Source organism: Brachybacterium halotolerans (genome assembly GCF_016623465.1).
Taxonomy (GTDB): Bacteria; Actinomycetota; Actinomycetes; order Actinomycetales; family Dermabacteraceae; genus Brachybacterium; species Brachybacterium halotolerans.
On record NZ_JAEDAJ010000002.1, the window covers coordinates 69384 to 90845 of the forward strand.

The 21462-nt window shown below is 72.8% G+C and carries 17 protein-coding genes, 1 pseudogene and 1 riboswitch; of the genes and pseudogenes, 15 read left to right on the top strand and 3 right to left on the bottom strand.

Annotated elements, in window-relative coordinates; translation table 11 throughout:
* Positions 1-256: 256 nt before the first annotated feature.
* The 8 genes from I8D64_RS04565 to I8D64_RS04600 all read left to right on the top strand — a co-directional run bounded on the left by I8D64_RS04565 (position 257) and on the right by I8D64_RS04600 (position 8637).
* Entirely contained in the window at positions 257-1018 is a 762-nt protein-coding gene (locus I8D64_RS04565; RefSeq protein WP_200501336.1) for a hypothetical protein, read from the top strand.
* Between the two features lie 90 nt (positions 1019-1108).
* The gene (locus tag I8D64_RS04570) at positions 1109-1825 is read left to right on the top strand and encodes a DinB family protein (protein WP_200501337.1); all 717 of its coding nucleotides are present in this window, start codon (positions 1109-1111) and stop codon (positions 1823-1825) included.
* Between the two features lie 150 nt (positions 1826-1975).
* Positions 1976-2566, top strand: coding sequence for a GNAT family N-acetyltransferase (locus tag I8D64_RS04575; RefSeq protein ID WP_200501338.1), 591 nt, complete (start codon positions 1976-1978; stop codon positions 2564-2566).
* A 153-nt stretch (positions 2567-2719) separates the two neighbouring features.
* Entirely contained in the window at positions 2720-4237 is a 1518-nt protein-coding gene (locus I8D64_RS04580; protein ID WP_200501339.1) for an MmgE/PrpD family protein, read from the top strand.
* Between the two features lie 27 nt (positions 4238-4264).
* Positions 4265-5293, top strand: coding sequence for a methylisocitrate lyase (prpB, locus tag I8D64_RS04585; protein ID WP_200501340.1), 1029 nt, complete (start codon positions 4265-4267; stop codon positions 5291-5293).
* Complete coding sequence (locus I8D64_RS04590; protein ID WP_200501341.1) at positions 5290-6483, top strand: bifunctional 2-methylcitrate synthase/citrate synthase; 1194 nt, start codon at positions 5290-5292, stop codon at positions 6481-6483. The genes prpB and I8D64_RS04590 overlap by 4 nt, the downstream gene beginning before the upstream one ends.
* Positions 6476-7615, top strand: a complete 1140-nt coding sequence (locus I8D64_RS04595; RefSeq protein ID WP_343068433.1) for an FAD-dependent monooxygenase — start codon at positions 6476-6478, stop codon at positions 7613-7615. The genes I8D64_RS04590 and I8D64_RS04595 overlap by 8 nt, the downstream gene beginning before the upstream one ends.
* Before the next feature lie 86 nt (positions 7616-7701).
* Complete coding sequence (locus tag I8D64_RS04600) at positions 7702-8637, top strand: aldo/keto reductase (RefSeq protein ID WP_200501342.1); 936 nt, start codon at positions 7702-7704, stop codon at positions 8635-8637.
* Between the two features lie 252 nt (positions 8638-8889).
* Here the strand turns inward: I8D64_RS04600 and I8D64_RS17165 are convergent.
* Positions 8890-9225, bottom strand: a pseudogene (locus I8D64_RS17165) (DUF2087 domain-containing protein); the annotation flags it as partial.
* Positions 9226-9602: 377 nt separating this feature from the next.
* On the opposite strand from I8D64_RS17165, the gene I8D64_RS04610 reads away from it, so the two are divergent.
* A complete protein-coding gene (locus I8D64_RS04610) occupies positions 9603-9959 on the top strand; it encodes a hypothetical protein (protein ID WP_200501343.1) in 357 nt (118 codons plus the stop codon).
* A gap of 36 nt (positions 9960-9995) precedes the next feature.
* Here the strand turns inward: I8D64_RS04610 and I8D64_RS04615 are convergent, their stop codons facing one another.
* Positions 9996-10598, bottom strand: coding sequence for a class I SAM-dependent methyltransferase (locus I8D64_RS04615; RefSeq protein ID WP_200501344.1), 603 nt, complete (start codon positions 10596-10598; stop codon positions 9996-9998).
* A gap of 177 nt (positions 10599-10775) precedes the next feature.
* Here I8D64_RS04615 and I8D64_RS17170 point away from each other — a divergent pair, with 177 nt between their 5' ends.
* Entirely contained in the window at positions 10776-12806 is a 2031-nt protein-coding gene (locus I8D64_RS17170) for a glycosyltransferase (RefSeq protein WP_246482742.1), read from the top strand.
* Positions 12807-12810: 4 nt separating this feature from the next.
* On the opposite strand, the gene I8D64_RS04630 is transcribed toward I8D64_RS17170, so the two are convergent.
* Complete coding sequence (locus I8D64_RS04630; protein WP_343068434.1) at positions 12811-13878, bottom strand: ADP-ribosylglycohydrolase family protein; 1068 nt, start codon at positions 13876-13878, stop codon at positions 12811-12813.
* Between the two features lie 234 nt (positions 13879-14112).
* Here I8D64_RS04630 and I8D64_RS04635 point away from each other — a divergent pair, with 234 nt between their 5' ends.
* The 5 genes from I8D64_RS04635 to I8D64_RS04655 all read left to right on the top strand — a co-directional run bounded on the left by I8D64_RS04635 (position 14113) and on the right by I8D64_RS04655 (position 21363).
* Positions 14113-14955: a hypothetical protein gene (locus tag I8D64_RS04635; protein ID WP_200501346.1), complete on the top strand. Its 843-nt coding sequence runs from the start codon at positions 14113-14115 to the stop codon at positions 14953-14955.
* 138 nt (positions 14956-15093) lie between these two features.
* Positions 15094-17268, top strand: a complete 2175-nt coding sequence (locus tag I8D64_RS04640; RefSeq protein ID WP_200501347.1) for a M13 family metallopeptidase — start codon at positions 15094-15096, stop codon at positions 17266-17268.
* A 7-nt stretch (positions 17269-17275) separates the two neighbouring features.
* Positions 17276-17854 (top strand): hypothetical protein, encoded by a 579-nt coding sequence (locus I8D64_RS04645; protein WP_200501348.1) that lies wholly within the window; start codon positions 17276-17278, stop codon positions 17852-17854.
* 271 nt (positions 17855-18125) lie between these two features.
* Positions 18126-18232: riboswitch (TPP riboswitch) on the top strand.
* A 75-nt stretch (positions 18233-18307) separates the two neighbouring features.
* Positions 18308-19012 carry an ECF transporter S component gene (locus tag I8D64_RS04650; protein WP_246482743.1) on the top strand — a complete coding sequence of 235 codons (705 nt, stop codon included), beginning with the start codon at positions 18308-18310 and terminating at the stop codon, positions 19010-19012.
* Entirely contained in the window at positions 19009-21363 is a 2355-nt protein-coding gene (locus tag I8D64_RS04655; RefSeq protein ID WP_200501349.1) for an ATP-binding cassette domain-containing protein, read from the top strand. The genes I8D64_RS04650 and I8D64_RS04655 overlap by 4 nt, the downstream gene beginning before the upstream one ends.
* Positions 21364-21462: the final 99 nt, after the last annotated feature.

Here is a 21462-nt window from a genome sequence, read left to right on the forward strand (position 1 = left end):
TCCTGAGGATCTGACAACTTAGCCGCAATCCAGGGGGCCAATCAGTTCATAGCGGCGCAGGTCAGAGGCTCAAGCTTGCGACAGGTCCGTTAGGACCTACAACAGACTCGCCGTCGGGCCGACGCGCGCCGCGGCTGCGATGGCTCGGGCTCAGAAGGGTCGCGTGGTGACTGAACGGAGCCCGCGCAGTAGCCCTCGACACCGTCATGGCCGCTCACGACGGCGTCGGCACTCGGTCGTGCCATACCCTCGCGGGATGTCCCGGCTTCCCACTCCGATCCCGCGTCCCGACGACCACACCGACGCGCCGCCGGACTCCAGCCGCTTCCAACGCCTGGACGGCGCCGCGGTGCGGCGCTCGGCGCAGTCGCTGCAGCAGCGCATCAATTCCCGCTTCCCCGATCGCACGCTCTGGGAGGTGTGTGGCGAAGTGGTGGGGATCGTGGACGAGATCAACGCGGGATCCGGGATCAGCAGGCGCCGCGTGCGCGCGGCTCGCGTCCTCTCGCGCCTGGGCATGCTGCTGATCGCGATCTCCCTGGGCGGCGCGGTGGCGCTGGCGATCGCCCAGGTCGTCTCCTCCCCCGGTGCCGTAGGACCGCTCGACCTGCTGCCGCTGATCGAGACGATCATCAACGACCTGGTGTTCGGTGGCATCGCCGTGTTCTTCCTCTTCTCGCTGCCCGAGCGGATGGAGCGGGCGCGCGTGCTGAGGATCCTGCATCGCCTGCGCTCCCTCGCGCACGTGATCGACATGCACCAGCTCACCAAGGTCCCCGAGCGCCTCGAACGCGCCACCCGGGAGGAGGGCGGCATGGATCTGGACCGGGCCGACCTCACCCGGTACCTCGACTTCTCCACCGAGATGCTGTCGCTGGTGGGCAAGAGCGCCGCGCTGTTCGCCGAGGACACGACGGACGGGGACGTACTGGATGCGGTCCAGGGCATCGAGACCCTCACCTCGGACATGGCTCGGAAGGTCTGGCAGAAGATCGGGATCATCCAGCAGCAGTCCTGAAAGACGGCGGCAGTGCTGACGGACGGCAACGGTCCTGACGGGAGGGTCGGCACGCCCCGATCGTCGGGGGCCGGGCCTACTGTGCCGGGCATGAGGCGATTCATGGATGAGGACCTGCGCGGCGCCGAGTTCCGCGAATGCGACCTGACCGGCGCGCGGCTCGTGGGCGTGCTCCTGGAGGACGCCGTCATCGAGGGCCAGGTGACGAACCTGGTCGTGAACGGAGTCGAGGTCATGGAGTACGTCGATGCCGCGCTCGACCGCCGGCATCCGGTGCGTCGACTGCTCCGCTCCGATGACGTGCACGATCTGCGCCGCGCGGCGCGCGAGCTGCACGAGCAGTGGGGGGCGACGGCGCAGCGCCTGCGACGCTCGCCCGGCCTCGAGCATCGCAGCGTCCACGACGAGTGGTCGGCCCTGCAGACCCTGCGCCACCTGGTGTTCGTGCACGACTCATGGTTCCGTCGCTGCTGCCTCGGATCCGACGCCCCCTTCACCCCGCTGGGGCTGGGGATCGACGGGATCGTCGCGGAGGAACAGGGTCTCGACCCCGCGGCGGATCCCACGCTCGAGGACGTGCTCGCGATCAGGGCCGAGCAGACCGCCGAGCTCGAGGACTGGCTGGGCGAGGTCGGCGCGGAGCAGCTCGGACAGCCTGCGCCGATCCCCGACAACGACCTGTGGCCGCCCTATGCCCGGGGCCGCTCGGTGCGGCAGTGCCTGGGCACCGTGCTGCGCGAGACCTTCGAGCATCACGGGTTCTGCGTGCGCGATCTCGATCTGATCGAGCAGCCCGCCGCAGACTGAGCCCCGCACACCGGATATCTCCCCGCCCGGCGCGCCGCCTTCGTCTCCGGCGTACTCTCCCCGGCATGGACAGGGCCACGGGGCGGCTGACCGCAGCTGCGGGCACCGAACGCGCGGACGTTCCCGCCGGGTCGAAGGAGTGAGGCGACGATGGAACCCGAGCGCGCCTATGACGTCCGGCCGCTGACGCCCGGGACGTGGCCCGCGTTCGAGGCCCTCGTGGACCGGCACCACGGGATCTTCGGCGGCTGCTGGTGCACGCACTTCCACAAGGGCTGCTCCGCATGCGATCTGAGCCTCGAGGACGGTCGGGCGATCAAGCGGGACCTCGTCGAGAAGGGCGTCGCGCACGCCGCCCTGGTGATGGACGGCGAGGAGGCCATCGCGTGGGCCGAGTTCGGGACCGCCGAGGAGCTGCCGAACATCCACCACCGCAAGGAGTACGAGGCCACCCAGGAGGTGGTCCCGGACTTCCGGATCACGTGCGTCTTCGTCGACCGTCGGCACCGGCGCCACGGGCTGACCGAGCAGGCGATCACAGGCGCTCTCGACCTGATCGCGCAGGCCGGCGGAGGACGCGTCGAGAGCTATCCGCACGACCTCACGCAGCAGACGAAGAAGATGTCCTCCTCGTTCCTCTACAACGGCACCCGCCGTCTCTACGAACGGCTCGGCTTCGTCTACGACCGGCCCAAGGGACTGAAGAACTGCGTCATGCACACGATCGTCGCCCCCTCGTGAACGGCAGCGTCACGGACAGCAGCACCGCGCACACGTGAACCCGACCTGATCCTTTCGCGCAGAGGAGCGCGGGGAAGACCGTGGCCCTCCCGGCGCGCTCCCGCACGGATGCGGTATACACGGAGACGCCCCGCGACGATCCGAGAGGACCCCATGCACGACATCGACGTCCGCGTCCACCGCTCCGAGGAGAACCTGCCGCGCGAGGAGCAGCTGGCCTGGCAGATGGCGCAGGTCGCCGTCGACCCCGTGGCCGTCGGCCCCGAGGTCGCGGAGATGATCATCAACCGGGTCATCGACAACGCCGCGGTCGCCCTCGCGTCCCTGCGCCGCTCCCCCGTGGTCTCCGCGCGTGCGCAGGCACTCAGCCACCCGGTCTCCCGCGGAGGATCCGGCGCCGGCGTGTTCGGCACCGATGAGCGCACCTCCCCGGAGTGGGCGACCTGGGCCAACGGCGTCGCGGTGCGCGAGCTCGACTTCCACGACACCTTCCTGGCCGCCGAGTACTCCCATCCCGGCGACAACATCCCGCCGGTCCTCGCGGTCGCCGAGCACACGGGCGCCACCGGCGCGGACCTGATCCGCGGAATCGCCACCGGCTACGAGCTGCAGGTCGACCTCGCCCGGGCCATCAGCCTGCACGCCCACAAGATCGACCACGTGGCGCACCTGGGGCCGTCGGCCGCGGCCGGTATCGGCACGCTGCTCGGCCTCGACGCGGAGACGATCTTCCAGGCCATCAGCCAGGCCCTGCACACCACCACCGCCACGCGCCAGTCGCGCAAGGGAGAGATCTCGACGTGGAAGGCGCACGCCCCCGCCTTCGCCGGGAAGATGGCCGTAGAGGCCGTTGATCGCGCTATGCGCGGGCAGACCTCCCCCGTCCCGATCTACGAGGGCGATGACGGCGTGATCGCCTGGCTGCTCGACGGCCCAGATGCCCGCTACACCGTCTCCCTCCCCGACCCCGGCGAGCCCAAGCGCGCGATCCTCGACACCTTCACCAAGGAGCACTCGGCCGAGTACCAGGCGCAGGCCTGGATCGACCTGGCGCGCCGACTGCACGAGACGCATCCGGAGGTCACGGACCCCGAGCAGGTCGACTCGATCCTCATCCGCACCTCCCACCACACCCACTTCGTGATCGGCTCGGGGGCGAACGATCCGCAGAAGTACGACCCGCGCGCCTCCCGCGAGACGCTCGACCACTCGATCCCGTTCATCTTCGCCGTGGCCCTGCAGGACGGTGCTTGGCACCACGTCGACTCCTACGCCCCCGAGCGCGCCGGTCGGCCCGACACCGTCGCCCTGTGGCGGAAGGTCACCACGACCGAGGATCCCGAATGGACGCGCCGCTACCACTCGCTGGACCTCGCCGAGAAGGCCTTCGGCGGCGCCGTCGAGATCACCCTGCGCGACGGCACCGTGATCCGGGACGAGATCGCCGTGGCCGACGCGCACCCGCAGGGCGCCCGTCCCTTCGTGCGCGAGCAGTACGTCCAGAAATTCCGCTCGCTCGCCGAGGGCGTGGTCGAGGACGCCGAGGCCGATCGCTTCCTGCAGGCCGTCGAGAGTCTTCCCGAGCTCCCGGCGGGGCAGCTGCACCGGCTCTCCCTGCGTGCGTCCGAGGGCGTCATCGATCCCACGGCGGCTCCCACCGGCCTGTTCTGACCCCGGTTCCTGGAAGGACGAGCTTCGATGCTGAACTCCACGACCACCCCGTCGGCCAAGCGCCGCGCCCTGCGCGCGCTGCTGCGCCCGGGCGCCGCCGCCCCGTTCCCCGGCGCCTTCACGCCGCTGTCCACCCGCCTCATCGAGGAGCAGGGCTTCCCGGGGGTGTACATCTCCGGCGCGGTGCTCGCGAACGAGCTGGGGCTGCCGGACATCGGCCTGACCACGCTCACCGAGGTCGCCGCCCGCGGCGCCCAGATCGCCCGCACCACCGACCTGCCGTGCCTCATCGACGCGGACACCGGCTTCGGCGAGCCCATGAACGTGGCCCGCACGATCCAGGAGCTCGAGGACGCGGGTCTGGCGGGCTGCCACATCGAGGACCAGGTCAACCCCAAGCGCTGCGGCCACCTCGAGGGCAAGGCCACCGTGGACACCGCGACCGCCGTGCAGAGGATCCGCGCCGCGGTCGACGCCCGACGCGATCCGGACTTCCTGGTGATGGCACGCACGGACCTGCGCGCCGGCGCCGGGCTCGACGCCGCGATCGAGCGCATGCGCGCCCTCGTGGACGCGGGGGCCGACGCGATCTTCCCCGAGGCGATGGCGGACCTCTCCGAGTTCGAGGCCGTGTGCCGGGCGGTCGACGTGCCCGTGCTGGCCAACATGACGGAGTTCGGGAAGTCCCCGCTGTACTCCAGGGAGCAGCTCGCGCAGACCGGCGTCGCGCTGGTCATCTACCCGGTGACGCTGCTGCGCACCGCGATGGGCGAGATCGAGCGCGTCCTGCAGACCATCCGCGTCGAAGGGTCCCAGGCGTCCCACGTCGACGAGATGCTCACCCGAGCGCGGCTCTACGACCTCGTGGACTACGAGTCCTTCAGCAGCTTCGACGCCGGCATCTTCGATTTCGAGGTCCCCGGCCGGGCCGGGACCGACAGCGCGGGGGCCGCAGACGGCACAGGCGCCGCGGACAGCGCACGCACCGCAGACAGCGCCCACAGAAGCAGCACCAGCGGAACCGTGAGCACGGACGAGCAGAGGAGCGAGTCATGAGCCCGAGCAGCCAGAGCGACCCCGCCGAGAACCCGTCGGAGGGCCCGGAGATCCACCGCGGGCTCGCGGGCGTGGTCACCGACGTCACCGCGATCTCGAAGGTCAACCCCGAGACCAACTCCCTGCTCTACCGCGGCTATCCGGTGCCGCAGCTCGCCGCGACCCAGCCCTTCGAGGCCGTCGCCCATCTGCTGTGGACGGGCGAGCTGCCCACGGAGGCGGAGATCGCGGAGGACCGCGCTCACGAGCGCTCCCACCGCGCGCTCGCGCCCGAGGTGAAGGCGGCGCTGGACTCCCTGCCCAGCACCTGCCATCCGATGGACTCCGTGCGCACCGCCGTCTCGGTGCTGGGCGGTCTGGATCCCGCCGCGCAGGACGACTCGCCCGCCGCGGAGCTCGAGAAGGCCCGGCAGCTGCTCGCGCAGCTTCCCGCCGTCATCGCCTACGAGCAGCGGCGGCGGCGCGCCGGAGGGCCCACCGAGCCGATCGCCCCGCGCGAGGACCTCGACTACTCCCAGAACTTCCTGTGGATGACCTTCGGGGAGGAGGCGGCGCCCGAGGTCGTCGATGCCTTCCGCGTCTCGATGGTGCTCTACGCCGAGCACTCCTTCAACGCCTCGACCTTCACCGCGCGCGTGATCACCTCGACGCTGTCCGACCTGCATTCGGCGGTCGTGGGCGCGATCGGCGCCCTCAAGGGTCCCCTGCACGGCGGCGCCAACGAGGCGGTCATGCACACCTTCGAGGAGATCGGGATCCGCCCCGAGGAGTCCGAGTCCGCAGCGAAGGACCGCGCGAAGGCCTGGATGGACGACGCCCTCGCGCAGAAGAAGAAGGTCATGGGCTTCGGTCACCGCGTCTACAAGAACGGCGATTCGCGCGTGCCCACCATGAAGCAGGCGCTCGACGCGATGATCGACCACGTGGGCCGCCCGGAGATCCTCGGCCTCTACAACGGGCTCGAGCAGTCGATGGACGAGGCGAAGTCCATCAAGCCCAACCTGGACTACCCCGCCGGCCCGACGTACCACCTGATGGGCTTCGACACCGAGATGTTCACGCCGCTGTTCATCGCCTCGCGGATCACCGGGTGGACCGCGCACATCATGGAGCAGCGGGCCGCGAACGCCCTGATCCGCCCGCTCTCGGAGTACGTCGGCCCCGAGGAGAGGCCGGTCCCGGGTGCGTGATGCCCGCCGCGGGTCCTCGTCCGCGGCGCCCGAGCGCTTCCGGCGGGAGCTGCGCATCCGGATCCTCGGCGCAGGCGTCGCAGGGACAGCGGCGGCGGCCCTCCTCGCGGCCGCCGGCCACGAGGTCGAGCTGATCGACGAGGACTTCGCGCCGCCGGCGCTGGGGACCTCCCTCGCCCTGTTCCCGCCGGCCCAGCGGGTGCTCGCGCGGATCGGCGTCCTCGACGCCGTGAGCGCGGGAGCGACGGCCCCGCGGGAGGGGCGCCTGGTGGGCCGCGGCGGCCGAGTGCTCGCGACCCTGCCCTCGGGCGATGCAATGCTTGTGCCGCGCCCGCACCTGCTCGCCTGCCTGCGCAGGGCGCTGCCGAGCGATGTCCGACGGCGACGGATCCGCGTCCAGGACGTGCGTCCGCTGCGGCGCGGCGCCGACGTGCTCGTGGGCGCCGACGGGCTGCACTCGCTGACCCGGCTCTCCGGCTGGGGCGAGGGCGCCCGGGCCCGCGGGCACGGCATGACGATCCTGCGCGGCATCACCCCGCTGGCGCCGCCGGAGATCTCGGAGACCTGGGGCGGCGGGTGGCTGTTCGGCATCACGCCGCTCACCGGGGGCGGCACCAACTGGTTCGCGTCCGTGCCCGAGCACCGTGCACCCGATCGCGAGGGCGACCTCGCGCACCTCCGGGAGGTCGTGGGCGGCGCACGGGCGGCGATCGACACCGTCCTCGAGGCGTCGGCGCCCGCGCGCACGACGGTGCACGGCCTGTTCACCGTCCCGCCGGTGCGGCCGGTGCGCGAGGACGTGGTGCTGATCGGCGACGCCGCGCACGCGATGGCGCCGAACCTGGGACATGGGGCGAACACCGCACTCTCGGACGCGGCGGCCCTCGCCACGGCGCTCGACAGCGCGCAGCGCATCCGCCCCGCCCTGGCCCGCTACGCCGCGCGGCGGCACCTGGTGGACCAGGGCTGGAGGCTCGGCTCGGAGGCCATGCTGCGCGCCGCGATGGCCGACGGATCCTCAGGAGGGCGGGACACCGTGCTCGGCGCGGCCGGTCGGGTCCTCGCCCGATGCCCCCGAGGGGCCCGTCGAGTGGCCGGACGTGTCCCGTCGGACCCTCGTGTCGGCCCGTGAACACCCTTCGGACGCATGTCAGGTCATGGTCCTATCGTCGGCGGTGACGCATCAGCACCCACCCCTCGACATCGCAGGAGTTCCACATGACCATCGACCTCATCGGCGACCTCCCCCTCGTCCTCGGCGGGAACACCTTCGGCTGGACCAGCGACGAGGACGAGTCCTTCGCCGTGCTCGACGCCTTCCTCGCCGCCGGGGGTCGCCAGATCGACACGGCCGACGTCTACTCCGCGTGGGCACCGGGCAACGACGGCGGCGTCTCCGAGGCCGTGATCGGCCGCTGGCTCGCCGCGCGCGGCACCCGGGACCAGGCCGTGCTCGCCACGAAGGTCGGCTCGCTCGCCTCCCGCAAGGGTCTCGCACGGGAGAACGTCGAGGCCGCTCTCGAGGACTCGCTCGCCCGCCTCGGCACCGACTGTGTGGACCTCTACTACGCCCACTTCGACGACGAGACGCAGTCCCCCGCCGAGCTCGCCCGCACCTTCGACTCCCTGGTGCGCGCCGGGAAGGTGGGCGCCATCGGCATCTCGAACCTGTCCCCCGAGCGCCAGCGCTCCTGGATTGAGGCGGCCCGCGCCGAGGATCTGACCGTGCCCGTGGCCATCCAGGTGCAGTACTCCCTCGCCCATCGCGCGGACGTCGAGAGTGGCTACGGGCAGGTCGTCGAGGAGAACGACCTCGCGCTGTTCAGCTACTTCTCGCTCGCCGCCGGCCTGCTCACGGGCAAGTACCGCTCCGCGGCAGACCTCGAGGGGGTCGCCCGCGGCGCCCAGCTCACCGACTACGGCACGCCCGAGGGCTTCGCCCTCGTGGACGTCCTCGTCGACGTCGCCGAGCGCCACGACGCGGAGCCGACGGCCGTGGCCCTCGCCTGGCTGCGCGCGAAGGGCGTGACCGCTCCGGTCGCCTCCGCCCGCACCACCGCTCAGCTCCCGGCGCTGATCGCCGGCGCGGAGCTGGAGCTCACGAGCGAGGACGTCGCCGCCCTGGACGCGGCCTCCGCACCGTTCACGCGCTGACCGCAGGGCCTGCGGGGCCCGCGGCCCTCCGGGCTCGGCGGGATCTGCGGGCCGGGCGGGATCTGCAGTCTCGGCGGATGCGCCGGGTTCCTCACCGAGGGTCCCGGCGAGGAAGCGCGGCAGCCAGACGGCCTCCCAGTCGCTGACCTCCTGGGCCATGTTGCCCACACGGGCCGGCGGCGCGGCCGGCAGCCAGTAGGCGCCCACGCCGTCGCGCTCGAGATACCCGTAGTCGACGAGCTCACGGCGCAGGTAGGCGACGTCCTCGTGGACAGGCCGCAGGATGTCGCCGACCTCGGCCTCGGTGTACACCTCCCCGGGGGCGAAGCGCGCGAGCAGCTCGAGCAGCACCGAGAGGCGCGTCTTGCGCTTGGCGGGGATGCGCTCGAGCCCGCCGTCGCGCAGAAAGGGGCGGATGAGCTTCTCATGGTGTGCACGCGCCGCCGCGGGATCGGGCGTCGGGACGGCGATGCGCTCGGGTCGGGTCGCGGCCTGCGCGAGCAGCGCGGCGCGGGCCGCCGTGAAGTTCTCGCCTGTACGCTCCATGCGGGCGCGCACGAGCTTCTTGAAGTCGGAGGAGCGGGTCATCGGATCACCTCTGCCGCCATGGCATCCCCAGCCTGCGTCGGCGGCATGATGCCTCGACGATGATCGGTCCGGATCCGAGGATCTGCTCCCCTTCGCCCCGAGGGCGCGGGCTGGGGCCGACGCCGGGCTGGGCGGTGGATCGCCGCCGGGAACACCCTAACGGATCGCACCGGTCCCCCGGACGTGTGTGGCCGGGACCGTGGCAACGGCGGTGATGGTGGCGGTGGCGATGACGATGCCGAACGAGGGGCGCGGGGCGCGGGGCGCGGGGCGCGGGGCGCGGGGCGCGGGGCGATCGAACGCTCGTTCGTCCCACCCCTCTCCTAGTCTCCGAGGACCGAAGCCGCCGGCGCCGCCGGAGGCGGGAAGGAGGAGTCATGGACACCGTCGGACATCCTGGGTCCCGGGTGCGCGTCGTCCGTCCCGAGCGGACCGTGCGCCGGGAGCGCGACCGCATCCGCGCGGGGCTCCTGCTGAGGGTGCCCGGGCTCGAGCAGCGCATCGTGGAGACCTCGAGCGGATCGCTGCTGGTGCGGTTCCCCGCCGCGACGGCGGGCACAACATGCGCTGGGAGCGCCGACGGGATCGAGATCGGCAGGCTCCCCGACCGGGGAGGCGCCTCGTGGGTCGTGGTCGTGCGCCGTCAGGGGCGCGCGAGCGTGCGGCGCTGCGCGAGCGTGGAGCAGGTGGTGCGCTCGGCGCTCATCGGCCTGCGGTCGGCCCGCGCCGCGTGACGCCGCCGGCCCGGGCCTCGACCCACGGGCCGGGCCTCAGCTCAGGCGGCGGGCCAGCGTCGAGATGACGTGCCAGTGCTTCTTCGCGGAGCTGTAGGAGCGGCCGTCCTCGTTGCGGACCTCGCGGTCCAGCACGCGGAACCCGCGGAACATCTCGCCGATCTCCTGGGCGCTCAGGGTCGCGATGTCCTCGCGCTCGGCCCAGCTGTCCGACTCGCCGAACAGGTCCACGGCGATCACGCCGCCGATCTTCAGCGCTCCGGTGAGCTTCGGCCAGATCTCGCGCAGACCGTCCGGGCCCAGCATCGGCAGAGCGTAGGCGGAGTAGACGATGTCGGCCGCGGGGAACTGCTCGACGTCCCGCGCATCCATGTGATGGAAGTTGATGCGACCGGTCATGCGCTCGTTCTCGACGAGGCGCTGCGTGAGCGTGTCATCGGTGTCGTAGGCGTGGACGGTCAGTCCGCGGCGCGCGAACTCGAGCGCGTCGGCGCCACCACCGGCACCGACGTCGATCGCGACCTTCCCGGGCCCATCTCCGCCCGCGGCGTGCACAGCTTGCGTCACGACCCGCCGGGCGGGACGCGCCGCAGCACTGGCGTTGTATGCGTGCCAGTCGATCGTGGGGGCGGTGTCCATGCAGTTCAGGGTATCGACCTTCATCCAACATTCAATATGACCGAGGCCTGGCGCACACCGGTTTCGTCACCAGCGAACACCAGGGGGCCTCTGCGCCGGTTCCCAGGCGCGGATGCGGCGTGCGTCCTGCGCGATCGCGCACTCCGCAGGAGCCCTTCCACTCTTAGGATGATGTACATGTCAACCACGCCGCTGCGCCTGCTGCTCGTCTCGCTGCACACCTCCCCGCTCGCAGTCCCCGGCAGCGCCGATGCCGGCGGCATGAACGTGGTGGTCCTCGAGCAGGCGCGCGCCCTCGCCGCGGCCGGCCACCAGGTCGACATCATCACCCGCCGCAGCGATCCCGATGCGCCCGCGATCAGCTCGGTCGTGCCGCGCCTGCGTCAGGTCCTGCTGCACGGCGGTCCCGCGACGCCGCTTGCCAAGAGCGCGATGGAGCAGGCCATCGAGCCATTCTCCGCGGACCTCGAGCGCCTGGTTTCCGACGCCGAGCAGGCCGGGGAGCCGTACTCCCTGATCCACTCCCACCACTGGTTCAGCGGCGTGGCCGCGCTGCCCGTCGCCCACCGGCATCAGCTGCCGCACCTGCAGTCCTTCCACTCCGTCGCGGCCCCCGAGGGCTCGACCACGCTGGGCGCCGGAGAACCCGCCGAGTCCGCCGGTCGCATCCCCGGCGAGCGCCGCACGGCGAGGGAATCCCAGCTGGTCATCGCCGTCTCCCAGGCCGAGGCCCGCACGGTCCGCGAGCGCTACGGGGTCCCCTCGGACCGCGTGCTCGTGGTCCCGCCGGGCGTCGACACCGCACGCTTCCATCCCTCCCCTCTGAGCCCTCAGGAGCGACTGGAGGAGCCCACGATGCTGTTCGCCGCGCGGCTGCAGCCCCTCAAGGCGCCGGACCTCGCCCTCGACGTGCTCGCCCGGCTCGACGTGTCCTGCAGGGCCCGTCTGGTGCTGGTGGGCGCCGCCTCGGAGGACTTCGCGGCCTACCGCGCGGAGCTCGAGGAGTCCGCCCGCTCGCTCGGCCTCGCCGACCGCGTCGCGTTCGCCGGCTCCATGGACCAGGACGAGCTGGCCGCCCGCATGCGCGAGGCCGCCGTCCTGCTGCTGCCCAGCTGGTCGGAGACGTTCGGGCTGGTCGCCCTCGAGGCCCAGTCCAGCGGCACCCCGGTGGTCGCCTGGGACCGGGCGGGCGGCGTGCAGGAGGCCGTGGGCCCTGGCAGCCGGCTGATCGCCGGCCGCGACCCGGATGTCTGGGCCGAGGCCGTCGAGTCCCTCATCGGCGAGGAGGAGGCCTTCCAGGAGGCCTCGCGCGCCGTGCGCGCCTTCGCCGAGACCCGCACCTGGCAGGCGTGCGCCCATCATCTCGAGCGGATCTACCGGGCCGTCGTCCACGGCGGCGCCGCCCACGGCCCGTCGGACCCCTGGCACCTGGTGCGCACCGCCGGCACCGTGCTGGCCGTGCACGCCCATCCCGACGACGAATCGCTCGCCACCGGTGCGCTGCTGGCCGACCTCTCCTCGCGCGGCACCCGCGTCGTGGTCGTCACGGCGACCCGGGGTGAGGAGGGCGAGGTCGTCCCCGGCGCGATTCCCGAGGACGACGACCGCCCCCTCGAGGAGGTCCGCGCGCTGGAGGTGCGCCGCGCCCTCGGAGCGCTGGGCGTCGACGAGCACCACATGCTCGGCGAGGCCCCGGCCCTGGCCGAGGGCGCCGCGCCCCGGCGCTACCGCGACTCGGGCATGCGCTGGGTGCGCGAGGGCGTCGCCGGTCCGTCGGAGACCGCGGGCCCGACGAGCTTCACCCATCAGGATCTCGACCAGGAGATCGCCGACCTCTCCGCGCTGATCGCGCACGTGCGGCCCGACGTGGTTCTCGGCTACGACGACCAGGGCACCTACGGGCACCCCGACCATCTGCGCGCGCACGAGGCGACGGCCGGGGCGGCGCGCGCGCAGGGCGTGCCGTTCGTGGAGGTCGCGAGCGAGCCCGATCCCGAAGCCGCGGCCGACGGAGAGCCCTTCGCCTTCCGCGACCAGCCGGGCTCGGCCTCCGCCCTGGCCGCGGCGCTGCGCGCCTACCGCACCCAGCTCACGGTGATCGGCGACCTCGAGGGCGTGCCGGGCGGGGTGCGCGTGCGGCACGTCGGGGGTCAGATTCAGGACGTGCCGCTGCGCACCGGTCTGCGGATCCCGGCCGAGAGCGAGTGACCTCTCAGCCGGTTGCGTCGGACGGGCAGCGGCGATGCTCGGCCGGGGCGACCACGCGCTCGACGAGGCTCTCGAGCTCGGCGACCTCGTAGCCGGGCCAGCCGAACATCTCGCGCCGCCATTCCGGCGGCACGGCCTTGGGACCGAGCGCGGCGCCCGCCAGCGCGCCGGTGATGCACGCGACGGTGTCGGTGTCGTAGCCCGCGCGGACCGCCGAGGTGAGCGCGTCCACGAGCGCCGCACGGCGGGCGAAACGGTCCTCCGGAAGAGGCAGCACGCTGTGCACCGCCGACCATGCGGCCTGGAAGGCGGCCACCACCCAGCCGTTGCGCGGGAAGTCGACGGGGCGCGCCGACTCGGCCTCCTCGATGCGCTCCCGCCAGAGATCGCGGCGGTCCTCCGGGAGGCGGTCGAGGGCCACGCGCACGTCGATCTCGCCGCTCAGGATCGCGTGACGCACCGCGAAACCCCACAGCACGCATGCCTCGACCGCGTCGGGGTGGACGTGGGTGAGGCGGCAGATCGTGCGGATCGCGTCCTCGGTGTCCTCGTCGGAGGAGAAGAGATAGGGCAGCACGCTCGCATGGGAGCGCATGAGCGCGGCGTTGCCCGCGACCCGCGGGAGGTCGCGGTGGGCGTCCTCCGCGGCCTGCTGGAGATCGCTCGCATGGGGCATGGAGTGCCCGGCGCTGCGGGCCACGTCGGCCGCACGGCGCATGACGGTCGAGGTCAGGGCGCCGATGTCCGGGGTGCCCATCGACCACGCGTACCACTCGCGCGCGATCTGATCGAGGGCGGACGCGGTGCGGAGGTCGTGGGTGCCGGGCGTCGCGGCCGCAGCCTCGAGCACGACGATCGCCATCGAGGTGTCGTCGGTCCACTCCGCCTCGCCCCACTCCAGGACGCCGCCGCCGATCATGCCCACGTCCTCGCTCGGGGCGATGGGGCCCTGGAACTCGTACGGTGCGCCCAGGGCGTCGCCCGCGGCCGCCGCGACCACCGCGCCGATGGCGCGCTCGAGGACGTCGCCGTCCGAGGTCCGGGCGTCGTCGCAGGGCTGGTCGCGGGTCACGAGGACATGTTTCCACACGACCATGGGCCATGTCCGGGAGAATGTCCGGTCCCCGGACGCACATGGCCCCCGGTGGGGAGAACCTCACACGGACGTGACGATCGGCGGCCCGGACACGTCGCGCACCAGCGCCTCCGCGCCGACGCCTGGTGTTCCGCCCGCCTCCTCGAGGGCCCTGCCACCAGCGGAGCACCAGGCACGGCCGATACAGTGGAGCGACTTCGAAGGAGCCCCATGACCACCTCGTCCTCCCCGTCCTCCGCCGCGGATCCCGAGGTCCCCGCCGAGGCCGCCTCCTGCAGCAGCGACCCGCACGGCACGGACCCCCACGACCACACCTGGCACGACCATCCGCCCACGGGCGCGGAGATCGTCAGCGCGCTCGTGCGCGGACTGTCGATCGTCTCGCTCGTGATCCCCGCGGTCGCCGTCGTCCTCGTGCTCGTCTGCCTGCCCGCGACGCCCTCGACCCCGCTGCCCCTCGTGCTCGGCATCGCTCTCGGCGCCCTGCAGCTCGTGGTCGTCGTGGTCACCAGCATGTTCGTCTCGAAGGTGCAGAGGCGCCTCGCGGTGAACCCCGGACCGATGGCGGTGCGCTCGAGCGTCGAGGAGGTGCTGCGCCTGGCCGCGGTGCTCTTCGCGGGCCTGCTGTGGCCCTCGGAGGCCGTCGGCCCCATGGGCATCTGGCTCGGGCTCGGCACGGCGCTGGTCTGGATCGTCCTGGCCACCGCGCAGACGGTGAGCGCGCGGCGCCGGATCGCCGCGCCCTCCGCGTGGGCGACCGAGGCCGTCGGCACCTTCCTCACCGAGAAGGTGAGCGTGCCCCGCTCGATGGTGCTGCGCGTCCTGGACGTCGTGGGCACCGCGCTCTTCCAGATCGGCGCGACCGTGCTGATCGTGCTCTCCCCCGTGCTCACGATCGGCACCATCGTGCTGTCGATCGCGACGGGACTGTCCACCCTGATCCTGCAGCGCCGCAGCCCGGGCGAGCGCCCCCACACCCTGTGGGCGTACGCGCCCTTCGGGATCGGCGTGCTCACCGCGGCGCTCGCGCTGCTGGGACTGTCCACCCTCTGATCCACGAGATCGGGTCGGCCCAGGGCGCGCGGAGCGCGTCCGCCGTCGGCCCGGCCGGGGGGAGCGGCGTCGCGTCGCCGCTCCCGCGCCCGTCCCACCACCCAGCCTGACGCCGCCCTCTTCGACGAAGGAGTCACCATGACCGATGCCGTCCCCTCCGACAGCACCACGACCGCAGCACCCACCGGCTCCGAGGTCCGCTCGGGCCTGGACCGCAGCGGCGTCGAGGACTCGATCCGCGTGCAGGATGATCTCTTCGGGCACGTCAACGGCGCCTGGCTCGCGGAGCACGAGATCCCCGCCGATCGTGCGTCCGACGGCGAGTTCCGACGCCTGCGGGATCTCGCGGAGGAGCGCGTGCGCGCCATCGTCGAGGAGGCTGCCGAGGACCCCGAGCTCGCTGACCTGCTCGCGGCGGGCGATGCTCCGGAGACGGATCGCGGACGCGTGGGCCTGCTCTACCGGCTGTTCATGGACGAGGACGCGGTCGAGGCCGCCGGCGCCGCACCGCTCGCACCGATGCTCGAGGAGGTCGCGTCCACGACCTCGCTCGCGGACCTAGTGCGCCTGCTCGCCTCCCCCGTGGCCGGCACCAGCGCCCTGCACGCCTACGTGTGGACGGATGACGACGACTCCTCCCGCTACCAGGTGAAGCTGCACCAGGGCGGGCTGGGCCTGCCCGACGAGTCCTACTACCGCGAGGACTCCTACGCACCGATCCGCGAGGCGTACGTCGGCCACCTCGCACGTCTCGCCGATCTCGCCTCCCTGCCCGGCCGCGAGGGCCTCGTCGCCGGGGACTCGAGCGACCTGGCCCGCGCGGTCATGGGCTTCGAGACGCGGCTCGCGGCGTGCCATGTGGACCGGGTGCGCCTGCGCGACAGCGAGAAGTCGAACAACCCGATGGACGCGGCGCAGCGGGAGGCCCTCGCCCCCGCGTTCCCCTGGGATGCGTACGTCGAGGGCACGGGCGCGCCCGCCGGCGCCTTCGACGTGGTCTGCGTGAGCCAGCCCGAGTTCGTCGAGGCCGTCGCCCCGCTGCTCGCGGCCGAGGACCTCGCCGTGCTGCGCACCTGGGCCGCCCTGCACACCGTCGGCGCCTTCGCCCCGTACCTCTCCTCCGCCTTCGTCGAGGAGGACTTCGACTTCTCCGGGCGCACCCTCTCCGGCGCCGAGCAGCTGCGGGAGCGCTGGAAGCGCGGCATCTCGCTGGTCGAGGGTGCCGTCGGCTTCGCGATCGGACAGGACTACGTCGCCCGGCACTTCCCGCCGGACCACAAGGCGCGCATGCAGGAGCTGGTCGGCGCGCTGCTGGACGCCTACCGAGAGTCGATCTCGACGCTCGCGTGGATGACACCGGGCACCCGCGAGAAGGCCCTCGCCAAGCTCGAGCTGTTCACCCCGAAGATCGCCTACCCCGACGTGTGGCGCACCTACGAGGGCCTCGAGCTCGACCCCCACGACCTCGTCGCCTCGGTGCGCGCCGCCCGCATGCACGATGCCGCCCACGACTTCGCGAAGCTCGACGGGCCCGTCGACCGCGACGAGTGGCACATGACCCCGCAGACCGTCAACGCCTACTACAACCCGGGCGCGAACGAGATCGTCTTCCCCGCCGCGATCCTCGAGCCGCCGTTCTTCGACGCCGAGGCCGAGGACGCGGTGAACTTCGGCGGCATCGGCGCCGTCATCGGCCACGAGATCGGTCACGGCTTCGACGACCAGGGCTCGAAGTACGACGGCGAGGGGAACCTGCGCTCCTGGTGGACAGACGAGGACCGCGAGGCCTTCGAGCAGCGCACCCGTGCGCTCATCGACCAGTTCGACGCCCTCACCCCGCGCGTGCTGCGCGAGCAGGCGGAGGCTGAGGCGAAGGCGTCAGACGCGACCGGCGCGGCCGGTGCGGCACGTGCGGACGATGCGACCGGCGCGACCGGCGCGACCGGCGCGACCGACGCCAGCGGCGACGAGCTGCCCCATGTCAACGGCAGCCTCACGATCGGTGAGAACATCGGCGACCTGGGCGGGCTCACCATCGCGATCAAGGCCTACCTCGCGCGCTCCGGCGGGAACCCGCCGCGCCTGGACGACATGAGCGGACTGCAGCGCGTGTTCTGGTCCTGGGCCACGGTGTGGCGCGCGAAGTCCCGCGCGCAGGATGCGGCGCGCATGCTGGCGATCGACCCGCACTCCCCCGCCGAGTTCCGCTGCAATGCGATCGCGAGCAACCTCGACGCCTTCCACGCGGCCTTCGACGTGCGTGAGGACGATGCGATGTACCGCGCGCCCGAAGACCGCGTGAGCATCTGGTGAGGACGGCGTGAGCAGGCCCGAGGCACCCTTCCACGTGGGGCGGACGACGCCCGGCGCGGTGGGCTGGACCCGCATCGGCATGAGCGTCGTGATCGGCGTCGGCATCGCCGGGTATGCGCTCGCCTGGGCGCGGGGCGAGACGGTCGTGCTGGGTCTGGTGCTCGCCCTGGCCGTGCTCGTGTACGCCTTCTGGTCGTGGATGCGGCTCGCCACACGGTTCGTGGTCGACGGCGACGGGGTGACCGTGAGCCTCGGAGGCTTCCTGCCGCGCCCCGCCTGGCCCGTCGCCGACTTCCGCACCGTGCAGCTGCGCCGCATCCCGGGCGAGTCGCTCGGCGCGACGGTGGGCGGGCTCGGCTGGCGCCGCGGCCGCGTGATCTCGCCCGAGAGCGGGAGCATCGAGGCGCTGCCCGGCCGCAAGGTCTTCACCACCGGCGAGCAGCGGTCCTCCTACCGCCTGATGGTCTCGCGTCCCGGGACGCTCGTGGAGATCATCGGCCGCGAGGGCACCCACTTCCTGCTCTCCCCCGACGATCCCCGCGCCGCCGCCGAGGCGATCGACCAGGCCATCCGCGCCCGCCGCTGATCCGCGGGGCGGCCCGCCCCGGCCTCGCCGCCCCGTGAGAAGTACGTAACGGTTGCCAAGAGCGCTCTTGGCAACCGTTACGTACTTCTCGCGCCCGTTCGCCCCTTCGCCCGTTCGCCCGTTCGTCCGTTCGTCAGTTCGGGAGGCGGTCGGGACGGGACCGTCGGATCCCGTCGCCTCGCACGACCCGTCGGGCGTCGGCCGACCCGGGCGATCTGGCGCACATCCCGAGGGTGCACCGACCGCCCTGCGCGATATCATCGACGCTGACATCCACAGACAGGGGAGCACCGCAGAGGTGCTGAGAGTGCGCACAGAGCGCAGACCCTCGAACCTGATCCGGTTCAGACCGGCGTAGGGAGTCGGGATTCTTCTGCGATGTCCGCCGCGCCGGATGACTGCATCCGGGGCCGACGGGCCTCGCGGCCCCTTCCGCATCGGAAGGAGAACCAGATGTCGACCGGTTCCACCCCCGCCGCCTCGTCCGCGCGCGCCGAGAAGACCGCGGCGACCGGCGCATCCCCGACACCGGCACCAACACCAGCACCGGCGAGCGACGCCCTCGCACGTCGGCCGCTGCCGGCCTACCGCACCGTGGACCTCGTGCTGACGGTCGCGATCGGCGTCGTCTTCGCCTTCGTGTTCCTCGCCTGGGGCCAGGTGTACACCCTGTTCACCCCGCTGCAGGCCGTCCTGCCGCCGTCGGTGGGGCTGCTCGCGGGCGTGTGGTTCCTGCCCGCGCTGGTGGCGATGCTCATCGTGCGCCGCCCCGGCGCCGCCGTGCTGGCGGAGGTCATCGCCGCCGTCCTCGAGATGGTCCTCGGCGGACAGTGGGGCATCGGCACCGTGGTCAGCGGCCTGCTGCAGGGCGGAGGCGTCGAGATCGCGTTCCTCGTCACCGCCTACCGCCGCTTCACCCTGCCCGTGGCGATCGCCGGCGGCGCGCTCTCGGGGATCCTCGAATGGGTGTACGAGCGCTTCTCCTACTACCCCGAGTGGTCCTGGGCCTCGGCCTGGGCGCTGCTGGGCTTCTTCATCGTCTCCGGCGCGCTTCTGTGCGGGGTGCTGGGGTGGCTGATCGTGCGCGCCCTCGGCGCGACCGGCGCCCTGAGCGCCTTCCCGGCAGGGCGCCAGTGGGGACGGCGGTCGCGCGCATGAGCGCGGGGCCGACGGTGCTCGGAGTGACCGCTGGGGCCGACGGGACGCTCGGCGACGCGGCTCCCGACGGAACGGGCCCCGCCTCCCACGCCGCCGTGCCGCTCGCTCTCGACGCCGTCACCTGGACGCCGTCGACCCGCTCCCGCCCGACGATCGACGACCTCACCCTGCACATCCCCGCCGGCCAGCGTGTGCTGCTCACGGGGCCCAGCGGCGGCGGCAAGTCGACGGTGCTCCGGGCCCTCACGGGCCTGCTCGACACCAGCACGGGCGACCTCGCGGGTGATGCCACCGGCCCCACCCGGCCGGGCGAGCGCGGACTGCTCCTGCAGCAGCCGCTGCACGCCCTGATCGGCGGGAGCGTCGGCCGGGACGCGGCCTTCGGGCCCGAGAACGCGGCGCTGGACCGTGAGGAGATCCAGCGCCGTGTGACCTCCGCCCTGCACGCGGCGCGCGTCGGGCTGGACGCCGCGACCTCGCCGTGGGATCTCAGCGGCGGGCAGCAGCAGAGGCTCGCCCTCGCCGGCTCCCTGGCGCTGGATCCCGGTGCGCTGCTGCTGGACGAGCCGCTGAGCATGCTCGATCGGCCGACGGCCCGCGCGGTCCGCGCCGCGATCCTGGATGTGGTCGGCGATCGCACCCTGGTGGTCGCCGACCACGACGCTGACGGCTGGGCCCCGCACGTGGATCGCGTGATCGTGCTCGGAGCGCAGGCGCACGTGCTCGCGGACGGCGCTCCCGACGACGTCCTCGAGCAGCCCGATCCGGCAGCCACGCCCGATCCGGCCACCGCTCCCGACCCGACCGCCATGCCGGCCCCTGCGCGCGCATCCGGCACGTCCGGCACACCGGTGCTGTCGCTCTCGAGGGTCTCGATCGCGCGGCGGCGACGACGGGACGAGGCCCGAGGGAAGCGGACCATCGCCTCTCCCCTCCTCGAGGGCATCGACCTGGCCGTCCCCGCAGGATGTGTCGCGGTCCTCACCGGGCCGAGCGGCAGCGGCAAGACCACGCTGCTGCGCACGATCCTGGGCCTCGCCGATCCGGCCGGAGGACACCTCGAGCGTCCCGAGCCCTCGAGGATCGCCTTCGTCCCTCAGGAGCCCGAGCACTCCTTCGTCGCCCGCACCGTGCGCACGGAGGTCACCGCCTCGCCCTGGGCGCACGACCCCGGACTCGCCGAGAGCCTGCTGCAGCGCGCCGATCTCGGGCACCTCTCGGACGCTCAGCCCTTCGAGCTCTCCGGGGGCGAGCAGCGGCGCCTCGCGATCATCGCCGCCCTCGCCCAGGAACCCGCCCTGCTCGTGTTGGACGAGCCCACCGTGGGTCTCGACCAGGAGCGTCGCACCCAGATGTTCGCTCTGCTCGAGGAGGCGACCGCGCGCGGCTGCGCGGTGCTGGCCGCGACGCACGACCCCGATCTCATCACGCGCGCGCACGTGCGTCTGGACCTCGCGGAGCACGGGGGCACGCGCGACGACGACGCGCAGTCCGCCTCCCCGGAGCCGGCCGCGACCGGCACCGCGCTGGCACTGGCGCCGGCAACCGCACCCGCATCCGCATCCGCATCCGCATCCGACACCACCCTTCGCCCGCCCCGCCGTCCCCGTCCTGCTCCCGCCGACGTGCTCAACCCGCTGACCACCATCGCGATCGCCGTGGCAGCGGCCGTCGGCTCCTTCGCGATCGACCGCTGGCAGCTCGGTCTCCTCTCGTGCGTGCTCGTCGCGGTCCTCGCACCGCTCGCCGTGCGCGGGGTGCGCAGCACGGCGCTGCGTCTGATCCCGATCGCGCTCGCGGCGGTCGGCCTCTGCTGGTCCACGGTGCTCGCCTCTCCCCTGCCCGTGTTCTCCGGGACCACGTGGCTGCTGGGTCTCAAGGAGGCCCTGCGGATCGGATACTTCGTGGCTCCCGGCGTGCTGATCTTCGCCTCCCTCGACCCGACGCGGCTCGGAGACGCCCTCGGCGGGAGGCTGCGTCTGCCCGGCCGGCCGGTCGCGGCGAGCGTCGCGGGACTCGTACGGGCAGGGCTCACGGCCGACGTCTGGGAGCGGATCATGACCAGTCGCCGCCTGCGCGGCCTCGGGGCGCGGCGCGACCTGCGCCATCCGCTGCGCTCGGGCGCGGCGCTCGTGCGGCTGCTGGCCTCGTGCACCCTCGCCCTTCTGGTCGACGCGGTGCGGGGCACCGAGCAGCAGGCGCTCGCGATGGATGCCCGCGGCTTCGCGACCGCACAGCACCGCACCTGGGCGCTGCCCAGTCCGTTCACGAGGGGCGACCTCGTGGGGCTCGCCGCCGCCGCACTCCTGCTCGCGGCGCCCTGGGTGCTGCGGACGGTGCTGGGCGGCTGAGGAGCCGACCCCGTCGACGCGGGCAGGAGCCGGCGATCCTTCCTCCCGCCTCGCCTGCCGCCCGCCGTGCAGTCGACGACGGATGACGTTCCGTGTGGT